Consider the following 23,138-nt stretch of genomic DNA (forward strand, 5'->3'; position numbering starts at 1 on the left):
TTCAGGAACAGATCTGGAGGAAGCGAGATGAACGCGAACGGCACGCAGCAGATCATGGCCATGTTTCAGCGTATTTCCGCAGCAATCAGCGAGGAAAAGGGCAGACTGTCGGAACTGGACGGCGCGATCGGTGATGCGGATCACGGTATCACGATGGCGCGCGGGTTCTCCGCCGTAACCCGTCGTCTTTCGGGCACTGATTGCGAAACCCTGCCTCCTTCGGAAATTTTCCAGATCGCCGCATCAACCTTCCTCGATTCCGTCGGAGCATCCACCGGTCCCCTTTATGCGACGGCATTTATAGATGCCGCACAGGTGCTTTCCGGAAAGGCGGCCTTGGGTGCCAGCGAGCAGGCCGGTATTGTCGAGGCGTTCAAGGCGGGTATCAAGCGAAGGGGAAAGGGCGACCGTGGCGACAAGACCATGCTGGATGCGTGGATTCCCGCCGCGGAGGCCGCGCAGGATGCACGAGAGCGCAATGCGGCTCCTGCCGAGATGTGGGAGAAAATCCTTCAGGCGGCCGAGATCGGATGTGAATCCACCAAATCGATGGTGGCCGCCCGTGGGCGAGCCCTCAGGTTGGGCGAACGATCGCTTGGTCATATCGACCCCGGCGCCGCGTCGGCCGTGATCATCATCGCGGCAATGAGGGACACGTTCGACGAGCCTTGAGCGCTGCGCGTTCAGTCGAGCGGATCTCTCTAATCTATTGAATCGACAGCATCTGTTCGGCTCACGTGATTCCACTTGAACGCGGGATGCATCGGAGCGCCATGGAGGCGTGCCGCCTCCGGACAAAGATGGGCGCGACCATTCCAGTCGAATGACCCGAGCGCTTGTCATGTGCGGCAACGGGGTTCGCGTCTTTCCACAAAGGTCCGTCACGTACGCGCTATTGCTATGCGCTACTGCATAAAGTTCTACAAATTTCGATTATCTATCGACATATGTCAAAAGCTTTAATACGGTGCCTCTCGTTGATGGACGGAAGGAGCGTCGCGCAGGAAGCGTGGACACGTCCATCAGGGCGGAGAGCAAGTTTGGGGACGCGTTCGTTCCAATGGCTTGCGGCTGCGCGGGAGGGAGTGCTTTGTTCGTCAGGTGGTCAGATCGCCAGCTCAATTTTCTGGTTGTTGCAAACGCCCTGGTTGTTGCGGTTGCGGTGATCTTTGCCGGCGACACGTTTCTCAGCCTCTACAATTTCCAGTCTATGTCGGCACAGGTTCCAGAGCTTGCGCTTCTGGCTCTCGGTGTCATGCTGGCGATGATTGCGGGCAATGGCGGTATCGATCTTTCCGGTATCGCGCTTGCCAACCTCTCCGGAATCGCCTCCTATCTCTTGATGCGGGACTGGGTTTCGGTCGATGACCAGCCGCTGACCTTCGTGTGGATTTTCGCCGGTATTGCCCTGTTGATCGGTCTGGTCGGCGGCATGATAAACGGTGCGCTCATCGCATTTGTCGGCCTGACCCCGATCATCGCCACGCTCGGGACGCAATTGTTCTTCACCGGCATCGCCGTCGTCATCACCAATGGTTCCGCCGTCAGCCTCGGCTACATCGAGCCGCTCGATAATTTCGGCAATACGCCCGTTTTCGGCGTGCCGATGTGCTTTGCGCTGTTCATTGCAATCGCCGTCCTCCTCGGTATTGTGCTGCGCTATACGCCGTTCGGGCTCAAGCTCTACCTCATGGGGAGCAATGCAAAGGCGGCGCGCTATGCCGGCATTCCGCAGCGTCGCATGCTGTTTCTCACCTACACGGTCTGCGGCATCCTCGCCTCGATCGCCGGCATCATCATTGCGGCGCGTACGTCGAGTGTGAAATGGGACTACGGCACGTCCTACGTCCTGATCGCCATCCTGATCGTCGTGATGGCCGGCGTTCGCCCTGAAGGCGGCTATGGGCGTGTCATCTGCGTGGTGCTGTCGGCCACGGCGCTGCAAATGCTGTCGAGCCTCTTCAACTTCCTGGACATTTCCAACTTCTTCCGTGATTGCGCCTGGGGCCTTCTGCTCCTGATCTTCCTTGCGACTTCGCGGTTCGATCTGCGGGCATTCCTTCCCTCGCGGAGGTGAACCCGTGGCATTGCTGGCCGCGCTACGCCCTCGCAGCCAGTACGTTTTCCGGGGCAACAACGATAATGAGGAAACGCTTATGTCTTTTGTTAGGAAAGTAGCAGCCTGCACGGTCGCCATCGGCGCTCTTTTGGCAGCCCAGGCCGTAGTCGCACAGGATGCGCCGTCGATCGTCACCGTCGTCAAGGTGACCGGCGAGAACTGGTTCACACGCATGGAGCAGGGTGTCGTTGCCTATGGCGCGGACAATGCCGGCGTCGCGACGAGTCAGGTCGGTCCGGCCAAGGCCGATTCCGCCCAGCAACTCCGCCTGATCGAAGATCTCGTCGCCAAGAACGTCAGCGCCATCGCCGTCGTTCCCATGGATCCGTCGGCGCTGGAAGGTGTCTTCAAGCGCGCCATGAACCGTGGCATCAAGATCATTACCCATGAAGGCGACAGCCTGAAGAACACGCAGGTCGACCTCGAGGCCTTCGACAACGCCGTATTCGGCGCGCGCTTCAATGAGCGCCTGGCCCAGTGCATGGGGAACAAGGGCAAGTGGACGTCCTTCGTCGGATCGCTCGGCAGCCTGACGCACGTCCAGTGGGCAGACGGCGGCGCTGAGAACGCCAAGAAGCATCCGGAAATGGAACTGGTTTCGGCAAAGAACGAATCCTTCAACGACGCCAACAAGGCCTATGAGAAAGCGCGCGAAATCCTGCGCAAGTATCCGGACATCAAAGGCTTCCAGGGCGGTTCGGCCATCGACGTCATCGGTATCGGCCGCGCGGTCGAAGAGGCCGGTCTCGTCGGCAAGGTCTGCGTTGTCGGCCTCGGCCTGCCGAAGGACACTGCAAAGTATCTCGAATCCGGCGCTGTCCAGAGCATCTCCTTCTGGGATCCGAAGGATGCGGGTTACGTCATGAACAAGGTTGCCGACCTCGTGCTGCAGGGCAAGGAGATCACTGACGGTATGGACCTCGGCGTTCCCGGCTACAACAAGGTCAGTGTGAAGAAGGGCCCGGGCGATGGCATCATCGTCGTCGGTGAAGCCTGGGTCGACGTCGACAAGTCGAACGTCAGCCAGTACCCCTTCTGATCCCCTCCGGATCGCTTAACGAAAGCAGACGCGCCGGCGGAAAAGACGCCGGCGCGCAGCATCAACGGAACGGGATCAATGGCAGACAGCGTCACACTCGAAAGTCGAGCCGGCACCACCGCGGCGGCAAGCGCGATACCCTTTCTGGAAGTCAGGGACCTGCAGAAGCGTTTCGGCGGTGTGCAGGCGCTGAAAGGGGTCAGCTTCACGATCGAGCGCGGCAAGACCTATCATCTGATGGGCGAGAACGGCTGCGGCAAGAGCACGCTAATCAAGATCATCTCCGGCGCGCAGCCGGCTGATGGCGGTAAACTCGTCATCAATGGCAAGAGCGTCGACGGTCTTGATCCCATCGGCGCCCTCGCTGCCGGCATCGAAACGGTCTACCAGGATCTGTCGCTTTTGCCCAATCTCAGCGTCGAGGAAAACGTGGCACTCACGCGCCAGCTTGTGGCCGCAAACGGCAGCCTGGCGCGTCCGCTCGACCGCAAGACTTTGCGCCAGACCGCGGCCAAGGCGTTAAGCGCTGTCGGCCTGCCCACCGATCCCTACTTTCTCTCCACGCCGGTCGAGCAATTGCCGATCGCCACGCGCCAGCTGATCGCGATCGCCCGGGCAATTGCGTCGGACGCCGGTCTTGTCATCATGGACGAACCGACGACGGCACTGACGCGCCGCGAGGTCGACAATCTCATCGGCGTCGTTCGGGGCATGCAGCAAAACGGCGTCTCGGTCCTTTTCGTCACCCACAAGCTCGACGAGTGCAAGGCGATCGGCGGTACTGCCATCATCATGCGTGACGGCCAGAAGATCACCGAATGCGATGTCGCCGAACAATCCAAGACGCAGCTCGGTTTCTGGATGACGGGCAGGGAACTGGACGACAAGCGTTATCGCTCGGCCCCGCACAGTGGCGAACGACTTCTGTCGGTCCAGAGCCTCGGCGCCCGCAGCTTCGACGACGTGTCCTTCGATGTCGCCAGGGGCGAAGTCTTCGGCGTCACCGGCCTGCTCGATTCCGGCCGCAACGAGCTTGCGCTCGCGCTTGCCGGCATTAGCCCCGCACGGCGCGGCAGCGTTTCGTTGTCCGGTTCCGTCGCTGACCTGTCCTCTCCGGCAAAAGCGATCGATGCCGGCATCGGTTATGTGCCGGAGGATCGTCTTTCCGAAGGCCTCTTTCTTGAAAAGTCGATCCGCGAGAACGTCATCATGGCCGTTCTCGACAGGCTGCGCGGCGCCTTCGGCCTTCTCGACGGCCGTCGCGCCCGCGCGCTTGCGCAAAAGACGATCGACGACCTGCAGGTGGCGACACCCGATATCGACAATCCCGTTACCTCCCTCTCAGGCGGCAATGCGCAACGTGTTCTCATCGGTCGCTGGCTGACGATCGAGCCGAAACTCCTCATCCTGCACGGGCCGACGGTCGGCGTCGATGTCGGCTCCAAGGATACGATCTTCCGCATCATCCAGCGGCTCGCTGGCGAGGGCATGAGCGTCATCATCATCAGCGACGACCTGCCGGAACTCTTGCAGAACTGCGATCGCATCATGGTCATGCGCAAGGGGCGCATTGCCGATACGTTCGATGCCGATGGCCTCGAGGAAGACGTACTCTACCGGTCCATGACCGCCGAAGACAACAGCGGGGAACGCTGACATGACCGAAATCACCTCCGACATCGGCGCAAGCCGTGCCCATGCCGAAAGCGCATTCAACCGCGTGACGCGCTGGTTCGTTCGTCATCCACCGGCCGTCACCGCCATCCTGATCGCGCTTGTCTGCGTCGTTGTCGGGTCGATCAACCCGGACTTCTGGCAGATATCGAACCTTTTCGACATGGCGCGCTCGACCGTTGTTCGTGGCCTCTTCGCACTCGGCGTTCTCGTCGTCCTCGCCGCCGGCGGCCTCGATGTCTCGTTCACGGCGATCGCTGCCTTCGTCATGTATGTCATTACCATGCTGGTGACGAACTGTTTCCCCGAGATGCCTATCCTCCCGATCCTCCTCGTCGCGGCCGTCGGAGGTGCCTTTCTCGGCGCGGCGAACGGGTTGTTGGTCAGCACGCTGAAGGCGCCGTCCTTGATCGTCACCATCGGCACGCAATATGTGATCCGCGGCTTCCTCCTTACGTTCATTGGCACCGCTCTCTTCATGAACATCCCGATGTCGATGGATGCGTTCGGCAAACTGGCGCTGTTCCAGCATCAGAGCGCCAATGGTGCGACATCGACCATGCCGGTCTATGTCCTCGTGCTCGTCGTTGCCGTTATCGTAACCTGGTTTCTTCTCAACCGCACGTTGATGGGTCGCGCCATCTACGCCGTCGGCGGAAATGCCGGCATCGCCGAGCGTCTCGGCTACAGCCTGCGCAAGGTTCATATCTTCGTCTTTGCCTATGCGGGTCTTCTGGCGGGCATCGCCGGCATCATGCATGTCGCCAGCAATCGCCTTGCCAACCCGTTCGATCTTGCCGGTTCCGAACTTGAGATCATCGCGGCTGTGGTGCTGGGCGGTGCGCGCATTACCGGCGGCTCCGGTTCCGTCCTCGGGACGATGCTCGGTGTCGTGTTGATCACGCTGGTCAACAACGTGCTGATCCTTGTCGGTATTCCCAGCACCTCCCAGCTTGCGATCCTCGGCCTTTTCATCGTCGGCGCCGGCGCGCTGTTTTCCATCAAACCGCGCGCATGAGCGGTCGGATCGCCTGAACCCGATACGGCGACGCTCCCGTCGCACCATAGCATTCCAGTTTTCCCTGAAGGAGTTATCATGCAGCGTTTTATCAATGACCCGGATCTTGTGGTCGAAGACACGGTCAAGGGTTTTGTAAAGGCGCATTCCGACATCGTGCGTCTCGCCGAAAATCCCCGAGTTGTCGTCTCCAAGGACGCACCGGTTGCCGGGAAGGTTGGAGTCGTCACCGGTGGCGGCTCTGGTCACGAGCCGGCATTCATCGGCTATACCGGCAGAAACATGCTGGATGCCGTTGCCGTCGGCGAGCTCTTCTCCTCACCGACGGCAAAAAGCTTCTACGACGCAATCAAGGAAGCCCATGGCGGCAAGGGCGTCGTGGTGCTCTATGGCAACTATGCCGGCGATAACATGAACGTGAAGATGGCGACGAAGCTCGCCGCCAAGGATGGTATCGAGGTCGCGACCGTCGTCGCCAATGACGACGTCTGCTCGGCGCCGCCCGAAGAGCGGGAAAAGCGCCGTGGTGTTGCCGGCGAAATCCTGATGTGGAAGGTCGGTGGTGCCAAAGCAGCGCAAGGTGCAAGCCTGGACGAGGTGCGGGCGACCGCACAGAAGGCAATCGATAATTGCCGTTCGATCGGCGTCGGCCTCGGTCCCTGCACGCTGCCGGCGGTCGGTCATCCGAACTTCCAGATCGAGCCCGGCACGATGGAGGTCGGTATCGGCCACCACGGCGAACCCGGCGTTCGCGTCGAGTCGCTGAAGACCGCCGATGCCGTCGCCAAGGACATGGTCAAGATCGTGCTCGACGACCACGACCTGCCCGCAGGCACCGAAGTCGCCGTGCTCGTTTCCGGTCTCGGCGCCACGCCGCTCAACGAGCTCTACATCCTGCACGATACGATCGAGAGCGAGATTGCGTTGCGTGGCCTCAAGATCGCCAAGGTCTGGATCGGCAACTATTTCACCTCGCTGGAAATGGTCGGCGCGACGCTGACCGTGATGGCGCTCGATGACGAACTGAAAACGCTGCTCGATGTCGAGGCGCGTTGCACGATCATTCTTTGAGGGAGAAGACAATGCAGACTTTCGACAACGCCTCTGCCGGCTCGATCGTGCGGTCGATGGCCGAACGGATCGTCGAGAACCGCGCCTACTTGAGTGAGATCGACGGTAAGATTGGCGATGGTGATCACGGCGTCAACATGGCCAAGGGGTTCGGCATGGCGGCTGAGCGCCTGAAAGGCAAGGACGCATCGTTGGCGCAGTCACTCGATACGCTCGGCACTGTACTGATGACCGAGATCGGCGGTTCGATGGGTCCGCTCTACGGCGTGATGTTCACCGAGTTTGCCGAGACGATCGAAGGCGCGGACAAGATCGATGCGGCCGCCTACAGCAAGATGCTGCATGCCGGGCTTGCGGGTATCCAGTCGATCGGCTCAGCCAAGGTCGGCGACAAGACGTTGCTCGACACACTCGTTCCAGCCGTCGAAGCGTTCGACAAGGCGACCGCAGACGGAAGGCCATTCGACAAGGCGCTGGAAGCTCTCGTTGCGGCTGCGGAAACGGGCCGTGATTCGACGATCAACCTGGTGGCAAAGATTGGCCGTGCCAGTCGACTCGGTGAACGTTCGCTCGGTGTCCTTGACGCTGGCGCAACGTCCTGTGCGATCATCTTGAAGGAATTGGCAGTGGGTGCCCAGACGCGTCTTGTCGATGCTGTTGGTTAACATTGTCGTGGAAGCGGGGTGGGCCAAGGCTTGGAGCAACTGCTGCGAAATTGGCTTCGCCCCACAATTTTCCGGCGAAATATCCTCAGTCGAGCAAACATGGTGCCCGAAATTGAATAAGCTTCATTCGATCTTGGATTTCCATCTGTTTTCGGCCGAAGTGTGAACGCGATTCCCATCACGCTGAAATAGGGCGGAACGGCCTTTCGTCCGCGAGAGTCGTCTCGGCGATCGATCCGCAGATTATAATCAAAGTGTACCGCTCAATTGCTCGGCTGTCATGGACGTTTCAACAGCAAGGAGGGGCAAGCGAAGGTAACCGAGGTCAGGCAACCGGTCGAGGCTATGGCCGCGATGAGCGCCTACCGTCCGCTCCGCTCTTCTTCAAACGTGATTTCTCCCGTTGCCGCAGCGCCCAACGCACTCCGTTGTCAGGCGGTCTGACGTTCGAGATACTGGGCGAGAAAGGCCACAGCTTCGGTAAGGGCGCATGGTCCAATCCCGGAAGTTCGCTCAACAATGCGTGCCTTCCCACGGACGTCAACCGCATGGCGGCTCGGTCCGGATCGACGAGACTCACGTCAAGATCCGCGGCAAGTGACGCTATCTGTACCGCGCCGGACTTCGTGGAGGACACTGCAATGCGCGCTTTGCGATCATTCCTGCTCGACCGGACGACCTGCACCGGCCGATGAATCTGGCACCGGATCGGTTGACGGACATCCTTTGTAAGCGCGAGCAGCGCTCTGTCGGATCAACTGACGTTTTCGCTTGAATGCAAGCGGATCATGCTGGCGGAGACCGAAGTGACATGTGGTCTGGTCGGTCGCTATGTCGAGACCGGCGGCCTCGATCAGCGCTTCGGCCGCCGGCGTTTGTGGCTGGAAAGGTTGTCGAGAATGACGACGTCACCCGGTTTCAAGGTCGGGACAAGCACCTGGCCGACATAGGCCTCGAACCACGCGCCATTAATCGACCCATCGACGACCAGCGGCGCAACCGTTCCGGTGTTGCGCAGACCGGCGACCAGCGTCGTCGTCTTGCGATGACCGTGCGGGACTGCCAACCGCAACCGCTCTCCTTTTGGTGCATCGTCCGTGTGTGCGCGCCATATTGGTCGCGGTCCATGTTTCATCGATGAAGACGAGGCGGGCCGGATCAAGATCGAGCTGCTCATCAAACCAACGCTGGCGCTGCTGCAGAATGTCCGGGCGGCTTTGCTCTATCGCGTGGCCTGTCTTTTTTTACGCGTCTGATCGTGCCGCACAAGGAACCGATGAAATGCCGACTTGCTGACACAAGCGCCCTTCGCGGCGAGGGCATCGCGCAGCTCGAACAAGGTGCCATCCCTGTTCTCGCCACGCCATGATCAAATCAGCCTGGATTTCGGTCTTGCGGGAATTGCGGTCGCCGCCTAGCGGACCGGGACGAACGTTGCCCTGCCGGATTTGCAGGTTGCGCCAACGGCTTACGCTCCGGCACTCACACCAAATCGCTCGGCGGCTTGGCGTGAGTAGCCCCGCCGGCGACAGCGGCAAGTACAGGGTACGAAGATCAACGGAAAGCGCTTTCGACATCTCTGCCGACCTCCATCGGCGGAGAGCTTGAATCAGAACGCGCCCGATTTGCAAAGTCCCCCGATTCAATCAGTCAGGGAACGCTCTAGGGCGCATAAAGCCCCGGAGGCGGTCCGATAAAGGCCATCGATCCAAAGCGCCGCCGACCGCGGGTCTTTCGAGAGCGCCACAACCAAAAGACGAATATGGCGATCTTTGAAAACTAAACGTTGACCAACTCGCTGCCGTGCCATATACAGGGCTCATCGATCTTTTGCTTGCCGAGCTTTGGTTACCACGCGATTGTCACCGCGTTCTAAGCGAACTTCTCTTTCAAAAATAGTCGGTTTTCATCTGCGTGGCACCTGCTTCGCGGTTTTCTCAACTCTATGCTTTGAAAGGGTCCATCATGACCACTGGCACAGTTAAATGGTTCAATTCCACCAAGGGCTTCGGCTTTATCCAGCCTGACAACGGTGGCGCTGACGCCTTCGTTCACATCTCGGCCGTCGAGCGCGCCGGTATGCGCGAGCTCGTCGAAGGCCAGAAGATCGGCTTCGAACTTGAGCGGGACATGAAGTCGGGCAAGATGTCGGCCTGCAATCTGCAGTTCGCTTAATCGATATCTGCTTCCCTTTGACCACGGATGTACTGGCACTGCCGGAAGCAACTATCAGTTTGAGGCCAGGCATACGCCTGGCCTTTTTCGTTTTGGTCTCATGGCCAACGTAGAGGAAATTCATGACAGAGACATACAGTAAATCCCGCCAGCAGGCCGACGCGGCCTTCGGCAATCTCCAGACGGAGTTCTTTGCCAAGAACAATGCGGCGGAAGAGCTCCAATCCGTTGCCCAGGCGCGCGACGCCAAGACTATCAGGCTGCGCGAAGCGCGCCTCGCCAAGAAGCAAGCCGACCGGATCTCCGCAACATCCGCGCTGCTTGCCATACGATCGAAATTCAGCTGATTGAAGATTCGACAGCTTCTTCTCGGGCCCAAGGGTCACTTTCACAGCATTTGCGAGCACATCGACCCCAAGCATGCGTTCACGGGCGTCGGCGCTGAACTTTACGTCTTTGGCAGCCATTTCTTTAACTCTAAGTAGGCAGCTATGTGACTGGTTGGATGGGTGGACCGCTTAGGCCGCTTTCTTCTGCTCGGCTCGGCCTTCGAGGATGCCCAGCACATCGCTTTCCTTCATGATCAGCAGATCCTCGCCGGCGATCTTGATCTCCGTGCCAGACCATTTGCCGAAGAGGATGCGGTCGCCGATTTTGACGTCGAGCGGCGGGATCTGCCCTGCGTCGCTACGCGAACCGGGGCCAACGGCGATCACTTCGCCCTCTTGCGGCTTTTCCTTTGCAGTATCGGGAATGATGATCCCGCCCTTTGTCTTTTCATCAGATTCAACCCTGCGAACGAGAATGCGATCGTGAAAGGGTCGGAACGATATGCTTTCCTCCAATGGACAAACAGTGATGACGATGTTCACCCGGAGCCGGACCGGATGACCGGTCCGGGTGGGTACAGGACCTCTCATGAGCGACCTGCGCGGAAAAACTGGATTTCCGATTCTTTTATTTCCAGAGGTTGGCCGAAAAAAATCAGAACTCGATCACGCCTGCTGCTAACAAGCTGTGATGGTGCGATAAATTTAACATTCAACGATGAAATTTGTTGATGATCGTGAACGATGGCGGCATGATCCGGTTGTCGTACAACGGAGATGAAAGCCTGCGGTTTGCATCAGATCTCGAGTGGTAGCTCCAAGGCTACGGCCTGACTGCGCATATCCTTTATCGTTTTCCCGACTTCGAATCGGTTCTTCAGACCTATGTCTGGCAGACTACGATCTGGCACCGGATTTTCCCGAAATGCGCAAATTTTGGGACGTCTGGCAGACGTCACTGGATGGGCCGTTGCACTCGGTGCGAATAGTCACCGACGCCTGATCGGCGCGAACGAATGGCGGCGCGTCGAAGGAGAGTTCAGGCTGCATTGAACTGGCCGCAAAAAATTTCGCATCATGTCCTTGAAAGTCAGTTGAGGACAAACCAGATCGGTTGCCGCTAGCCGCTGGATCAGGGCTGGCCTTGCTGGGAGCGCCGTCTTTCGGCGCCCCGTACCCATGTTGCTTCAAGGAGGATATGGTTATGGCAACATCCTATGACTATGCGCCGCTCTTTCGGTCGAGCATCGGCTTTGACCGTGTGTTCAACTTGCTGGAAAACGCGCAGCGTGCGCGCTCAGTCAGCGACTGGCCGCCTTACGACATCGTCAAGACCGGCGATGACAGCTATCGAATTGCGATTGCTATCGCGGGGTTCTCGCGAGACGATCTCGACCTAACTTTTCAGTCAAACCTGCTTACTGTGACCGGCAGGAAACAAGACGGGCCGGCGGAGGGTTACCTGCATCGCGGCATCGCGTCCCGGCCATTCGAGCATCGCTTCGAGCTTGCGGACCATGTCAAGGTCGACAGTGCAGACTTGAGCAACGGTCTTCTCACGATCGGACTCGTCCGCGAGATTCCGGAGGAAATGAAGCCGCGCAAGATCCCGATCGAAAGCGCGCCTGCGCTCGGCAAGCTGGACTCTCCCGCACCGATCGAGGGTAAGAAAGCCGCGTAACGATCATGCATTTGCAACGGGGCGCCGGTGGAGCGGCGCCCCACGGCATAACGGGTTGGGAAGGAGGAAACCATGAAACCCGATGTGTTTGCGAGACCTGTCCAGATATTGATTGGTCTTGGGTTTCCAATGGAAATCCGGACCGCGGGCGAGGCATATAGGCATCTGATCGAGTGGCCGCACCTGAACAAGGACGCCTCATACACCCTAGCGCTTAACGCCTGTCGCGCAGCCCTGCGAGGGGAGGTGGAGGTCGAGACCGCTCGCGGTCTCTATGCTGCTTTTGCCGAGAAACATGACCTCTTGGTACCCTCGGGTGAACCTGTCATCGCAGACCGACGACGGCGTGACCGCGAGCCCCATATACGATCAGGCGCGAATATGCTGGATGCACTTTTACAGATAGCTGCCGATGTGGGCCGGCGGTCCTGATAAACGGCAAGACTGAGCTTCGGCGCCCAGCCGACATCGTCAATGCGCGAGCTCTTTCAATCGACGACAAGAGAGCTATTCTTGCCGCCTGGGCGTCAGACTATTATTCGGTCGAATCGAAACCTGGGCTTCGCCAAATCCCAGGCCTCGCCGAGCCCATGACGACAGATGAGCTGCAGTCGGCGCTGAGGGAGCTCGACCTCCGCCACGGGGCCTAGAGGACGAGAGGCTCCGATCACCGTTTCGCAGGCGAGGGTGTAGATCGGCGGTCTTCTGGGTTCTTTGCTTAGTTCTCTGCCGCACAGCAATTGGCTGTAGACCTGCAGCCTTGGTGAGATTCATCCGGAACCTGTCGCGCAGGCGCTGATAGCGGCGGGTCATTTCGCCAGAGGTATGGCCGAACTGCCTCTGAACATAGCGCCAATCGACCTCGCCGAAGAGGCGACGTAGAGCAGTTCACGATCGAAAACACCCCCCGTGCTTGCGCGAGTGGTGAAACAGCAGCTCGGTTTCCGTGTCGCGTATGAGCGGGGTCACATCCGCTGCGAGCTTGCTGTCGGGAAAGCGTATGCCGAGACAGACCATGAGATCTTTGCCTCTTCAGCTGTAGCTGCTGGCTGGGTGTTCGTGGCGACACCAGTCATTGCCGATGTCGCGCCGCGCAATCTTCCTCGCCAAGCACGTGATCCAGGTCTTCAGGTGGTTGCTGTGGGCATCGAAGGCGTTGTCATTCTCGATACTGAGCTCGCTCGAGATGACGGCTGCTATGGATGCAATTCAGGCTTTGGCATTGACCGCCGGGCGGCTAGATGGTCCTTCCTGTCTTGGTAAAAGTGGGGACCGCCGCCGGCTTGATCGGTGTTCTCGCCGTTCTGGTCTTCTTCATGCTGCCAGTTACGGCGAAAAGGGGGCGGTGCGCCTCTAGAGGGGTGGCTACGACCTAGTCACGCCCCCGTTGCTTTCAGCCATTTCCACAAACGGCCCCACGTGTTCTCAGGTAACGCGTTGATCTCACGCAAGTCCGTTCATCTCAAAGCGATGAGATCATGTTGGCGACACGGCTGCCCAATTGGCCTGCGGGATCGGCCAGATCCAGGACGACGCTCATATGGTTGAGATTGGGCACGGGTAGGAGTTCGGAGGCGCTGCCGTGTGCTTGGAGCTGTGCATTCAGAGCCGCCGCCTGCTTGTGGAAAGGGAGTGTTTCCTCTGCGCCGAATGCGATGATCCGTTGAGGGCAAGGATGCTGGCTTGAGGTTAGAGGCGACCATGCCGCCGCTTCCGCCGGCGTCATTTTGGCCTCGTCGCGCAGAAAGCTGTCCGGAATTCCCGAGAGATCGTAAATGCCGCTCACGAGCAGAAGTCCGCTTATGGAGGGGAGGGGTGGGCTCGCTGTTTCCTCTGGGCCCGTCGCCGCGAGAAAAGACGCCAGGTGCGCGCCTGCCGAATGGCCACTGACCGTGAGCCTTCGAGGGTCCGCACCAAAATCTCCGGCATGTTTCTCGAGCCAGAGCACGGATCGCCGCACCTGGTCGACCAGCACTTCGAGGCGCTGGCCCGGCATCAAATCGTATTCAACGATTGCGGCGACACCGCCGGCTGCAAGGACCGGCGCAGCGACGAGGCGATAGTTTTCCTTTTCACCGGAGCGCCAGTAACCGCCGTGGACGAATACATGCAGGGGCGCACCGGCCTTGAGGCGCGGAGGCAGAATGACGTCCAGGACCTCCCTGCCACGCGACCCGTACGGGATATCGGTCAAAACCTCCGCCGTCTCCGAAAGTTTCCGGCTGCGTTCTGCAAACTCGGCGGCAACGGAATCGAAATCGGGAACGAAATCCCGAATCCGGTAGAGGTCCTGGGGCGTCATTGTGGTTTCCTTCACGGTCAGTAATTCACTGCGTAATACTTGACCTCCATGAATTCCAGTATGCCGGTAACGCCGCCTTCACGGCCGAGGCCGCTCTGCTTGACACCGCCGAAGGGGGCTGCGGGGTCGGACATGAGGCCCCTGTTGATGCCGAGCATGCCTGTTTCGAGTTGTTTTCCAACCCTCATGGCGCGTTTCAGGTCCTGGCTGAAGATGTAGGCGGCGAGGCCGTATTCGGTGTCGTTGGCAAGCCGGACGGCCTCATCTTCACTTTCGAACCGGTAGACCGGCGCGACCGGCCCGAAGATCTCCTCACGCGCGATCTTCGCGTCTGTGGGCACGTTTTCGAGGACCGTCGGCGGGTAGAAATAACCGTTTTCCGTCAGAGGTTTGCCCCCGGTGGTCGCGCGTGCGCCCAGGGCGACCGCATCGGTGACGAGCCTGTCGATCTTGCGGACGGCGTTCGTGGTGATCATGGGGCCGCATTGCGTGGCGGGATCATATCCCGGTCCCACCTTCAGCGCGGCCATGCGCGCCGTTAGGCCCGCGACGAAGGCATCGTGTATGCCGGCCTGGACATAGAAGCGGTTGGCGGCGGTGCAAGCTTCGCCGGCGTTGCGCATCTTGGCGATCATCGCGCCGTCGAGGGCGGCTTCCAGGTCGGCGTCGTCGAAGACGAGGAAGGGGGCATTGCCGCCAAGTTCCATCGAGCAGCTGACGACTGATTTCGCGGCTTCTGCGAGAAGCGTCCGGCCGACACCCGTTGAGCCTGTGAAGGAAAGTTTGCGCACACGCGGGTCGGCAAGCATGGCATTCGTGACCGCGCCCGGTTTGCTCGTCGTGAGCACGTTGACGACGCCAGGCGGCACGCCAGCCTCTTCGCCAAGGCGAGCCATGGCGTAGGCGGTCAGCGGCGTTTCGGATGCCGGTTTCAGGATTACCGTGCAGCCGGCCGCCAGTGCAGGGCCGATCTTGCGCGTGGCCATGGCGGCCGGAAAATTCCAGGGTGTGATCAGCACGGCAATGCCGATCGGCTCGTGATCAACGAGGATGTGATGCGAACCGGAAGGCGTGTGCCGGTATTCGCCGGGTACACGGACTGCCTCTTCCGCATACCAGCGGAAAAACTCGGCGGCATAGGCGACTTCGCCGCGCGCGTCGGGTAGCGCCTTGCCGTTCTCCAGAGCGATAAGCGTGGCAAGCTCCTCGGCGTGCTGCGTCATCAGCTGGAACCAGCGGCGGAGGATTTCCGAACGTTGCCGGGCCGACGTGGCCCGCCAGCCGGAGGCTGCAGCCTCTGCGGCATCGACGGCGCGCATCGCATCCTCAACGGAAGCATCCGCAACGTCGGCCAGTTTCTCACCCGTGGACGGATTCATGACCGCTATTCCGTCGCCCTGGTGCCATTTGCCGCCGATGTAGAGGCCTTCGGCATGCAGGGCGGGATCGGCATAGCCGGTGATCTTGGCATGGAACGTCATGGTGGGAATCCTTTTCAATTCAGGCTCGAACGGTCGCCCTGGTAGGCCGCGGTGACAAGGTTTCGCATTTCGTCGAGGTTCAACGGGCGGGGATTGTTCTGGATGAGGCGCGCGATGCCGATGCTCTGTTCGGCCACCCAGGCAAGCCGGCTTTCTTCAAGCCCAAGGTCTTGCAGCGTCGGCGGGATGCCGATCCGGGCGAAGAGGGAAGCGAGTGCGGGAATGACATCGTCGGGTCCTGACAGCCCCGCTGCCTGCGCTATCCTGGCAAGCTCGTCGCGGATGACGGGTGCGTTCCATGTCATGACATAGGGCATGAGGCAGGCGACGCCGAGACCATGCGCGGTATGGGTGAGGGCGCCGACAGGATACTGAATTGCATGAGCGGCGGCGGTTCCCGCCACGCCGAAGGCCAACCCTGCCATCGTCGCGCCAAGCATGACTTTTTCGCGTGCCGCACGGTCGCCGCCATTCGTGCACGCCGCTTCCAGGCCCTGCCAGAGCAATGAGATGGCGCTGAGCGCGAACTGATCGGACAGCTCGTTCTTGCCGACGAAGACGCGCTGTTGTGCGATGCCGGGAACGGCGTCGCGGCGGATCGCGGTGAGGGCCTCGAGTGCATGCGTCAATGCATCGGCTCCGGCGATCGCCGTCAGCGCGGGTGGGCAAGAAAGGGTAAGCTCCGGGTCGCAGATGGAGACGGTCGGGATGAGGTGCGGGCTTGAAATGCCGACCTTCAAGCTTCGCTCGGCATCAGAGAGCACGGCGACGGGTGTTACTTCCGAACCGGTACCGGCAGTGGTGGGAATAGCGATCAGCGGCATGACCGGGCCGGGCACGGTATGTTCGCCGTAATAGTCCTGTGGTCGCCCCCCATGCGTGAGAAGCAGGGCCACGCATTTGGCCATGTCGAGGCACGAGCCGCCGCCGATGCCGATGACGAGGTCGGGCGAGAAATTTCGGGCATTTTCCGCACTTTGTATGGCGGATTCGACGGGAACGTCCGGGAGGGTCGAACTATCAGTGGCGACCGCTATATTGGCTTCTTCGAGCTGTCTGACGAGCATGCGGAAGTCGGCATCTGCGGCAAGGCGTGTATCCGTGATGACAAGCGCACGCCGGCCGAGCCTTGCAGCGATGCTGCCGAGAGCATGTCGCTGCCCCGCGCCGAAGAGCAGTTCGCGCGGCGCTCTCAATGTGCCGAAAAGGTTCATTCTGTTTCTCCTCCGATAAATTCAGGCGGCTTCAAGGGCCAAAAGGTGTTCCAAAAGAGGTTGGGGCAGCTCTATTCCCGAGCGTTCCGTTGCGGCGCGGCGCTGGCGCGCGCCATCGCCGGGAACGGCTACCGGGCTTGCGGGATCGGACGGGCGAGAGTCGCGCAGCCGGTCGAGATAGGATGCAATCGAGCGGATACTGACGTCTCCCGCTGCCGCATCGATGAGAATGAGGAGGTCGCCCTTATTGGCGACGTGGCTATCGTCGAGCGTGCCGTGCACATCGGGTGCGAGGTCGGAGCCGGCGAGGGCGGCGACCAGAAGCTCGATCGCAAGGCCCAGCCCATATCCTTTGGCGCCGCCGAACGGGGCGATGGCACCCATCCTGGCCGCGTTCGCATCCGTTGTCGATCGGCCCCCTGCGTCCACAGCCCAATCGGGCGGGATGGGCATACTACGCATTGCGTGATGGTTGATCTTGCCCATGGAGACGACGCTCGTCGCGAGATCGAGGACGAAGGACTGATCGCCGGAAGGGATTCCGATGGCGACGGGATTGGTGCCCAGCATCGCCTGCGTTCCGCCGAAGGGGTGAACGAGCGCCTCGCTGGTCGACATGATGATGCCGATGAGGCCGCTCCGCGCCGCCGCTTCCGCGTAATAGGCGAGCATGCCAATATGGTTGGCGTTGCGGATCGCGGCGATGGCGATCCCTGTCTCGCCCACGACGGGGCGCATGGCTTCCAAGGCCTGCATGACCACCACCGGCCCAAGGCCGCGCTCGCCATCGACGCTAAGAAATGAGCGTCGGCGCCATGTTCCGCTTCCGAGTGCCTGCCCATTGGCCAAGCCCTTTTCCAGCCGTGAAAGAATGAGCGGCAGCCGTTGCAGGCCATGAGAGGGCAGGCCGCGCAATTCGGCTTCCAGAAGAAGATCAGCCTGAAGGCGAGCATGGGCTGAAGGGACGTTGTGTGTTTCGAGGAGCGCGCTCGCCAATCCCCTGAGCCGTTCCGGCGCGAGTTTCATCTCTAAATCCTATATCAGATCATATACGATATTATATTTGACATGCGATATCTTATTTGCAACAAATATCGGCATGTCAAGAAGCAGCTGGAGAACGGAAGTGGCATTTGCAGCGGAACGGGAAGCCCGAGGGGCAAGCCTTCGACCGAGCAGTGTGGTCGATGGCGTCTATGACAACATCTATCATCGGCTGATGTCCCTGGAGATCGCGCCCGGTGCCCGGATTCCGGTCGACGTGCTCGCCCGTGAGATCGGCGTCTCTCAGACGCCAATCCGCGAGGCCTTGAGCCGTCTCGAACGCGAAGGCCTTGTGCGCAAAGAGCATCTTGTCGGTTATAGCGCCGCGCCGCAGTGGACCAGGAAGCAGTTCGAGGATCTCTACGTTTTCCGCCTGCTGGTCGAGCCGGAAGCTGCCAGGCTGGCAGCGGTCAACATGACCTCGGAGGCACTGCAGCAGCTTGAAAACTCCGCTGCGGACATGGGTAACGGCGCGGCACCCGTCGATCGCAATACGCGTTATTCGCGCTTTGCCCGCGCCGACGCGCATTTCCATGATGCGATTCTCAAGATCGCCGGAAATGAGGTCATCCGCAACACGCTGTCGAACCAGCATGTTCACCTGCACATTTTCCGGCTGATGTTCCACACGCGGGTAACGCAAGAGGCTCTCGAGGAGCACGAAAACCTGCTCGCCGCATTTCGATCGGGTGATCCGCAGGCGGCGTCTGACGCCATGCGCATTCACATCGAACGGTCGCGCGACCGGCTGCTTTCGGCCTTCGAATGAACGCGGTCCTCTCTCCTCAATCCCTCGCGCCGCCGGTGGATACGGCGGCGGCCCTTCAGGCCGAAAATCTTGGCAAGGCTTACGGCCAGATCACCGTCCTTTGTGATGTCACGCTTGATGTACGTACTGCAGAGGTTCACGCCATCATCGGTGAAAACGGTGCCGGCAAGTCGACGCTCATGAAGTTGTTGTCCGGTTACGTCGCGCCGACGGAAGGGCGGTTGCTTCTGGACGGCAAGCCGATCGAATTTCGAAACGCGGTGGAGGCGGAGCAAGCCGGCATCGTTTTGGTGCACCAGGAAATTCTGCTGGCATCGGACCTTACGGTCGCGGAAAATCTGTTTCTGGGGCGTGAAATGGGCCGCGGTCTGATGGTCGATGATCGCGGGATGAACCGCCGGACCGCCGAACTTCTCGCGAAAGTCGGTTCAACGGCGCGTCCGCGAGATCGTGTCGGTGAGTTGCCGCTTGCCCAACGCCAACTCGTGCAGATCGCACGCGCACTCCTTGATGAGCGGAAAGTGGTCATCCTGGACGAGCCGACGGCGGTCCTGGCCAATGAAGAGGTCGCGGCGTTGCTCGACATCGTAAGTATGCTGCGCGACCACGGCGTGGCCGTGCTCTATATTTCTCATCGCCTCGATGAGGTGCAAGCGCTTGCCGACCGCATCACCGTTCTGCGTGATGGCCGGATGATCGGCACCTGGCCAGCCGCAGGCCTCAGCCAGCGTGAAATGGCCGAGCTGATGGTCGGGCGCGAACTGGAGATGCTCTATCCCCATAAGCGTCCTCCAACCGAAGACGCGCCAATCCTCTCCGTTACGGATTTGGCGGTCGATCATGGTTCCGACGGTGTCAGCTTCGACGTCCGGCCGGGTGAGGTGCTCGGCATCGGCGGCATGATCGGCGCGGGGCGCACCGAACTCATCGAAGGGCTGATGGGCCTTCGTCCTTCGCAGGTGCGCAATGTCGTTCTCAACGGCGAGGAGATCAGGCATCGGTCGGTCCGCACGATGATGGAAGCCGGTCTCGTCTATCTGACCGAAGATCGAAAGGGAAAGGGCCTTCTTCTGGAGGAGAAGCTCGGCCCGAACCTGACGCTTCAGGCGCTCGACTCCGTCAATCCGGGTTCTGTTCTGGACAAGAGGGGAGAGCTTTCCCGCCTTGAGAAAACGGTGGCGGACTACGATATCCGCGTCCGTTCTCTTCGCCTCGAAGCAGGAAAACTATCGGGGGGGAACCAGCAGAAGCTGCTGCTCGCCAAGGTCATGCTTGCCGATCCCTCGGTGGTGATCATCGATGAACCGACGCGCGGCATCGACATCGGCAACAAGAGCCAGATCTACGACTTTATCGACGCCATGGTGCGGGCAGGCAAGGCTTGCATCGTTATCTCGTCGGAAATGCCGGAGCTGGTGGGGCTCGCCGACCGTGTCCTGGTGATGCGAACCGGCAAAATCGTGGCCGAACTTCGCGGCGCAGAAATCAATGAGGAAAACGTCGTCTACGCAGCCACCGTTGGTGGGCACGCAGGTGACCGGGAGGACGAACATGACCGCAGCGACCGCAACCATCACCCTGACTGACGAACGAAGCTGCATCCGCTGGGCAGAGCTTGCACCATTCATTGCTCTGGCCGTGATCGTGTTGTTGGGAGCGATGGTGAATTCCAACTTCGTTGCGCCTGCAAACCTGATCAATGTGATCACGCGCAGCGCCTTCATCGCGATCATCGCGGTTGGAGCAACCTTTGTCATCTCGTCCGGCGGCCTCGACCTTTCGGTCGGTTCCATGATGGCATTCGTCACGGGCATCATGATCATGGCGATGAACCATCTCGCGCCGGCGTTCGGGACATGGGCCCTTCCGATGGGGGCAGGCGTGGCGCTTGTCGTCGGTGCGCTGTGTGGGCTTTTCAACGGGCTCATCGTGACTATTGGGAAAATAGAACCCTTCATCGTGACGCTCGGCACGATGGGTATCTTCCGGGCATTCATCACCTTCATGACGGACGGCGGCTCGCTGCCGATCGACCGGAGCCTGCGTGAGGCCTATCGGCCGGTCTATTTCGGCAGCCTGTTCGGCATTCCCTATCCGGTCCTGATCACGTTCGTCGTGGTGATGGTGGGTGCGTTCCTGCTCTACAAGACGAAGTTCGGTCGCCGCCTTACGTCGGCAGGTTCGAATGTCGAGGTTGCACGCTTTTCCGGCGTCAATGTCGCGGGCGTCCGCACCGTTGCCTATGTCATCCAGGGTGTCTGCGTCGCCGTCGCCGCCATCTGCTATGTGCCGCGCCTTGGTGCTGCGACGCCGACTACCGGTCAGCTCTGGGAACTGCAAGTGATCACCGCCGTCGTGATCGGCGGCACCCTTCTGCGCGGTGGGCGAGGGCGCATCGGCGGCACCGTGGCCGGCGCACTCATTCTCGAGGTCATCGCCAACGTCATGGTCCTGTCGGACATGGTCTCCGAATACCTCGTCGCCGCCGTGCAGGGCGCGATCATCATCATCGCCATGCTGGCGCATCGCTTTACCGCCAACCGCTGAAAACAGCACTGACTTCAAAGGAGGAGAAAATGAAGTCTATCATGCAGAAAGCCGGCCTGTTGTTGTCGACTGCCGCACTAATCCTGGCTCTGCCGCTTGGCAGCGCACAGGCCGAAGGTGAGAAGGTTACCATCGCCGTCTCTATTCCTGCGGCGACGCACGGATGGACCGGGGGGGTCGTCTATCACGCCGAGCAGGCCGAAAAGGAAATCGAGGCTGCATTCCCCAACATCGATGTCGTTCTGTCCACCGCTTCTTCGGCTCCCGCGCAGGTTTCCGCACTGGAAGACCTCTCGGCAAGCCGTAAGCTCGATGCGCTGGTCATTCTGCCCTTCACCTCGGAGGAACTGACTGGGCCGGTCGAGCAGATCAAGCAGAAGGGCACCTTCATCTCCGTGGTTGACCGTGGCCTCACGGATCCGTCGATCCAGGATCTCTATGTGGCCGGCGACAATATCGCGGTCGGCGCCAACACGGCGCACTGGCTCACCGATAAGCTCGGCGGCGAGGGGCAGATCGTGGTGCTGCGTGGCATTCCGACCGTGATCGACGACGAGCGGATCAAGGGCTTCTCTGATGTCATCGCCAAGACCAACATCAAGATACTCGATATCCAGTATGCCAACTGGAACCAGGATGAAGCCTTCAAGCTGATGCAGGACTATCTGGCGAAGTATCCGAAGATCGATGCCGTCTGGGCAAACGACGACGATATGCTGCTTGGTGTCATCGAGGCTGTCGACAATGCTGGCCGCAAGGACATCAAATACGCTCTTGGCGGCAATGGCATGAAACAGGTCATCGAGATGGTGAAGGAGAAGAACGAGCGCACGCCCATCTCGACGCCCTATCCGCCGTCGATGATCAAGTCCGCCATCTACATGACTGCGGCCCAGTTCAACGGGCAGGCGCCGGTGCGGGGTTCCTTCCTGCTTGGAGCTCCGCTGATCACGCCTGACAACGCCGATCAGTTCTACTTCCCCAATTCCCCGTTCTGACCCTTAGCGATCCCGGCAATTCCGGGCATCGCCCCATCATTGAAAAACAGGAGATTTGACATGAGTGGCAAGAAGATCCTCATGCTGACCGGCGAGTTCACCGAGGAATACGAGATTTTCGTCTTCCAGCAGGGGATGGAAGCGGTGGGCCACACGGTCCACGTGATCTGCCCGGACAAGAAGGCCGGCGATCGCATCAAGACGTCCTTGCACGATTTCGAAGGTGACCAGACCTATACGGAAAAGCTCGGTCACTATGCCGACATCAACAAGACGTTCTCCGAGGTTCGGGTCGAAGAATACGACGCGGTCTATGCCGCAGGCGGTCGCGGCCCCGAATACATCCGCACCGACAAGCGCATCCAGGATATGGTTCGCCATTTCCACGAGACCGGCAAGCCGATTTTCACGATCTGCCATGGCGTGCAGATCCTCATGGCCGTTCCCGGTGTGCTCAAGGGTCGAAAGGTCGCCGGCCTCGGCGCTTGCGAACCTGAAGTGACGGCAGTCGGCGGCACCTATATCGACGTGAAGCCGACGGAAGCCTTCGTTGATGGCAATATGGTCTCGGCCAAGGGCTGGACCGGGCTTGCCGCTTTTATGCGCGAGTGCCTCAACGTGCTCGGAACGAAGATCACGCACGCCTGATCTACGCGCAGGACACGACGATCCGCCCCCGCGTTTCGACGCGGGGGCACTCGCGGACTCGATCTTAGAACTTCTTTACGTCCGTCGACAACCGGCTTGTCAAAATCCCTAGCTGCAGGATCTCCCTCACTCAAGAGCCTGCGCCGCCGAAAAAGAAGATCGGGCGCAACGCCAGGGCAGGGTGCAGCTCGACCGGGAGGGTCGGGCGTGATCGCCATCGCCAATGGCCCGATGCGGTCATGGCCAGGATCGTTTTGGAAGACACACTCGACTAAAATTTCGCGTTATTGCAGACCATTAACTGCCAGGAGTTGGGGCTCCATTGACGTCACGAAGGTTCACATCCCATCAAGAGCAAATCCAT

21 protein-coding genes and 7 pseudogenes are annotated in these 23,138 nt (G+C 60.1%); 19 read left to right on the plus strand and 9 right to left on the minus strand.

Annotation, left to right across the window (positions count from 1 at the left end; genetic code table 11):
* The first annotated feature begins 27 nt into the window (after nucleotides 1-27).
* From dhaL (OCK02_RS20980) to dhaL (OCK02_RS21010), 7 genes are all read left to right on the plus strand, one after another.
* On the plus strand, nucleotides 28-672 hold the full coding sequence (gene dhaL, locus OCK02_RS20980) for a dihydroxyacetone kinase subunit DhaL (protein ID WP_263814702.1): 645 nt from the start codon (nucleotides 28-30) through the stop codon (nucleotides 670-672).
* Nucleotides 673-1,060: 388 nt separating this feature from the next.
* Nucleotides 1,061-2,077 carry an ABC transporter permease gene (locus OCK02_RS20985; RefSeq protein ID WP_412178880.1) on the plus strand — a complete coding sequence of 339 codons (1,017 nt, stop codon included), beginning with the start codon at nucleotides 1,061-1,063 and terminating at the stop codon, nucleotides 2,075-2,077.
* Nucleotides 2,078-2,156: 79 nt separating this feature from the next.
* Nucleotides 2,157-3,158: a substrate-binding domain-containing protein gene (locus tag OCK02_RS20990; protein ID WP_263814703.1), complete on the plus strand. Its 1,002-nt coding sequence runs from the start codon at nucleotides 2,157-2,159 to the stop codon at nucleotides 3,156-3,158.
* Between the two features lie 78 nt (nucleotides 3,159-3,236).
* Nucleotides 3,237-4,814 (plus strand): sugar ABC transporter ATP-binding protein, encoded by a 1,578-nt coding sequence (locus OCK02_RS20995; protein WP_263814704.1) that lies wholly within the window; start codon nucleotides 3,237-3,239, stop codon nucleotides 4,812-4,814.
* Between the two features lies 1 nt (nucleotide 4,815).
* Nucleotides 4,816-5,850 carry an ABC transporter permease gene (locus OCK02_RS21000; protein WP_263814705.1) on the plus strand — a complete coding sequence of 345 codons (1,035 nt, stop codon included), beginning with the start codon at nucleotides 4,816-4,818 and terminating at the stop codon, nucleotides 5,848-5,850.
* A 78-nt stretch (nucleotides 5,851-5,928) separates the two neighbouring features.
* A complete protein-coding gene (locus tag OCK02_RS21005; protein ID WP_263814706.1) occupies nucleotides 5,929-6,921 on the plus strand; it encodes a dihydroxyacetone kinase subunit DhaK in 993 nt (330 codons plus the stop codon).
* An 11-nt stretch (nucleotides 6,922-6,932) separates the two neighbouring features.
* Nucleotides 6,933-7,586, plus strand: coding sequence for a dihydroxyacetone kinase subunit DhaL (gene dhaL, locus OCK02_RS21010; protein ID WP_230809227.1), 654 nt, complete (start codon nucleotides 6,933-6,935; stop codon nucleotides 7,584-7,586).
* Nucleotides 7,587-8,017: 431 nt separating this feature from the next.
* Here the strand turns inward: dhaL (OCK02_RS21010) and OCK02_RS26230 are convergent.
* Nucleotides 8,018-8,128 (minus strand): annotated as a pseudogene (locus tag OCK02_RS26230) (IS6 family transposase); the annotation flags it as partial.
* 92 nt (nucleotides 8,129-8,220) lie between these two features.
* Here OCK02_RS26230 and OCK02_RS21015 point away from each other — a divergent pair.
* Nucleotides 8,221-8,449: pseudogene (locus OCK02_RS21015) on the plus strand (ISNCY family transposase); the annotation flags it as partial.
* Here OCK02_RS21015 and OCK02_RS21020 read toward each other — a convergent pair.
* Nucleotides 8,410-9,163, minus strand: a pseudogene (locus tag OCK02_RS21020) (IS630 family transposase); the annotation flags it as partial. The pseudogenes OCK02_RS21015 and OCK02_RS21020 overlap by 40 nt on opposite strands.
* A gap of 388 nt (nucleotides 9,164-9,551) precedes the next feature.
* Here OCK02_RS21020 and OCK02_RS21025 point away from each other — a divergent pair.
* Nucleotides 9,552-9,761, plus strand: a complete 210-nt coding sequence (locus OCK02_RS21025; RefSeq protein WP_263814707.1) for a cold-shock protein — start codon at nucleotides 9,552-9,554, stop codon at nucleotides 9,759-9,761.
* A 122-nt stretch (nucleotides 9,762-9,883) separates the two neighbouring features.
* Nucleotides 9,884-10,108 (plus strand): hypothetical protein, encoded by a 225-nt coding sequence (locus OCK02_RS21030; protein WP_263814775.1) that lies wholly within the window; start codon nucleotides 9,884-9,886, stop codon nucleotides 10,106-10,108.
* A gap of 171 nt (nucleotides 10,109-10,279) precedes the next feature.
* On the opposite strand, the gene OCK02_RS21035 is transcribed toward OCK02_RS21030, so the two are convergent.
* Nucleotides 10,280-10,594, minus strand: coding sequence for a co-chaperone GroES (locus tag OCK02_RS21035; RefSeq protein ID WP_263814776.1), 315 nt, complete (start codon nucleotides 10,592-10,594; stop codon nucleotides 10,280-10,282).
* Between the two features lie 326 nt (nucleotides 10,595-10,920).
* Between OCK02_RS21035 and OCK02_RS21040 the strand changes: the two are divergent.
* The 3 genes and pseudogenes from OCK02_RS21040 to OCK02_RS21050 form a co-directional block, all read left to right on the plus strand.
* Nucleotides 10,921-11,143 (plus strand): annotated as a pseudogene (locus OCK02_RS21040) (aspartate-semialdehyde dehydrogenase).
* Between the two features lie 151 nt (nucleotides 11,144-11,294).
* On the plus strand, nucleotides 11,295-11,771 hold the full coding sequence (locus OCK02_RS21045) for an Hsp20 family protein (RefSeq protein ID WP_263814708.1): 477 nt from the start codon (nucleotides 11,295-11,297) through the stop codon (nucleotides 11,769-11,771).
* A gap of 72 nt (nucleotides 11,772-11,843) precedes the next feature.
* Nucleotides 11,844-12,137 (plus strand): annotated as a pseudogene (locus OCK02_RS21050) (DUF982 domain-containing protein); the annotation flags it as partial.
* Between the two features lie 381 nt (nucleotides 12,138-12,518).
* Here the strand turns inward: OCK02_RS21050 and OCK02_RS21060 are convergent.
* Nucleotides 12,519-12,635 (minus strand): annotated as a pseudogene (locus OCK02_RS21060) (integrase); the annotation flags it as partial.
* A 60-nt stretch (nucleotides 12,636-12,695) separates the two neighbouring features.
* On the opposite strand from OCK02_RS21060, the gene OCK02_RS21065 reads away from it, so the two are divergent.
* The gene (locus tag OCK02_RS21065) at nucleotides 12,696-13,034 is read left to right on the plus strand and encodes a hypothetical protein (protein ID WP_263814709.1); all 339 of its coding nucleotides are present in this window, start codon (nucleotides 12,696-12,698) and stop codon (nucleotides 13,032-13,034) included.
* A 199-nt stretch (nucleotides 13,035-13,233) separates the two neighbouring features.
* On the opposite strand, the gene OCK02_RS21070 is transcribed toward OCK02_RS21065, so the two are convergent.
* The 4 genes from OCK02_RS21070 to OCK02_RS21085 are packed head-to-tail and all read right to left on the minus strand — an operon-like array spanning nucleotide 13,234 to nucleotide 17,794.
* On the minus strand, nucleotides 13,234-14,073 hold the full coding sequence (locus OCK02_RS21070; protein WP_263814710.1) for an alpha/beta hydrolase: 840 nt from the start codon (nucleotides 14,071-14,073) through the stop codon (nucleotides 13,234-13,236).
* Between the two features lie 17 nt (nucleotides 14,074-14,090).
* Nucleotides 14,091-15,554 carry an NAD-dependent succinate-semialdehyde dehydrogenase gene (locus OCK02_RS21075; RefSeq protein ID WP_263814711.1) on the minus strand — a complete coding sequence of 488 codons (1,464 nt, stop codon included), beginning with the start codon at nucleotides 15,552-15,554 and terminating at the stop codon, nucleotides 14,091-14,093.
* 14 nt (nucleotides 15,555-15,568) lie between these two features.
* Nucleotides 15,569-16,768 (minus strand): iron-containing alcohol dehydrogenase, encoded by a 1,200-nt coding sequence (locus OCK02_RS21080; RefSeq protein ID WP_263814712.1) that lies wholly within the window; start codon nucleotides 16,766-16,768, stop codon nucleotides 15,569-15,571.
* A gap of 21 nt (nucleotides 16,769-16,789) precedes the next feature.
* A complete protein-coding gene (locus OCK02_RS21085; protein WP_263814713.1) occupies nucleotides 16,790-17,794 on the minus strand; it encodes an Ldh family oxidoreductase in 1,005 nt (334 codons plus the stop codon).
* A gap of 73 nt (nucleotides 17,795-17,867) precedes the next feature.
* Here OCK02_RS21085 and OCK02_RS21090 point away from each other — a divergent pair, with 73 nt between their 5' ends.
* The 5 genes from OCK02_RS21090 to OCK02_RS21110 are packed head-to-tail and all read left to right on the plus strand — an operon-like array spanning nucleotide 17,868 to nucleotide 22,774.
* The gene (locus tag OCK02_RS21090) at nucleotides 17,868-18,581 is read left to right on the plus strand and encodes a GntR family transcriptional regulator (RefSeq protein ID WP_263814714.1); all 714 of its coding nucleotides are present in this window, start codon (nucleotides 17,868-17,870) and stop codon (nucleotides 18,579-18,581) included.
* Nucleotides 18,578-20,167, plus strand: coding sequence for a sugar ABC transporter ATP-binding protein (locus tag OCK02_RS21095; protein ID WP_263814715.1), 1,590 nt, complete (start codon nucleotides 18,578-18,580; stop codon nucleotides 20,165-20,167). The genes OCK02_RS21090 and OCK02_RS21095 overlap by 4 nt, the downstream gene beginning before the upstream one ends.
* Nucleotides 20,133-21,128 carry an ABC transporter permease gene (locus OCK02_RS21100; RefSeq protein ID WP_263814716.1) on the plus strand — a complete coding sequence of 332 codons (996 nt, stop codon included), beginning with the start codon at nucleotides 20,133-20,135 and terminating at the stop codon, nucleotides 21,126-21,128. Before OCK02_RS21095 ends, OCK02_RS21100 begins: the two co-directional genes overlap by 35 nt.
* Before the next feature lie 29 nt (nucleotides 21,129-21,157).
* Nucleotides 21,158-22,126: a substrate-binding domain-containing protein gene (locus OCK02_RS21105; RefSeq protein WP_263814717.1), complete on the plus strand. Its 969-nt coding sequence runs from the start codon at nucleotides 21,158-21,160 to the stop codon at nucleotides 22,124-22,126.
* 60 nt (nucleotides 22,127-22,186) lie between these two features.
* Nucleotides 22,187-22,774, plus strand: a complete 588-nt coding sequence (locus tag OCK02_RS21110; RefSeq protein ID WP_263814718.1) for a DJ-1/PfpI family protein — start codon at nucleotides 22,187-22,189, stop codon at nucleotides 22,772-22,774.
* Nucleotides 22,775-22,821: 47 nt separating this feature from the next.
* Here OCK02_RS21110 and OCK02_RS26235 read toward each other — a convergent pair.
* Nucleotides 22,822-22,947: pseudogene (locus OCK02_RS26235) on the minus strand (IS3 family transposase); the annotation flags it as partial.
* Nucleotides 22,948-23,138: the final 191 nt, after the last annotated feature.

This window comes from Rhizobium sp. TRM96647 (genome assembly GCF_025780115.1).
GTDB lineage: Bacteria > Pseudomonadota > Alphaproteobacteria > Rhizobiales > Rhizobiaceae > Mycoplana.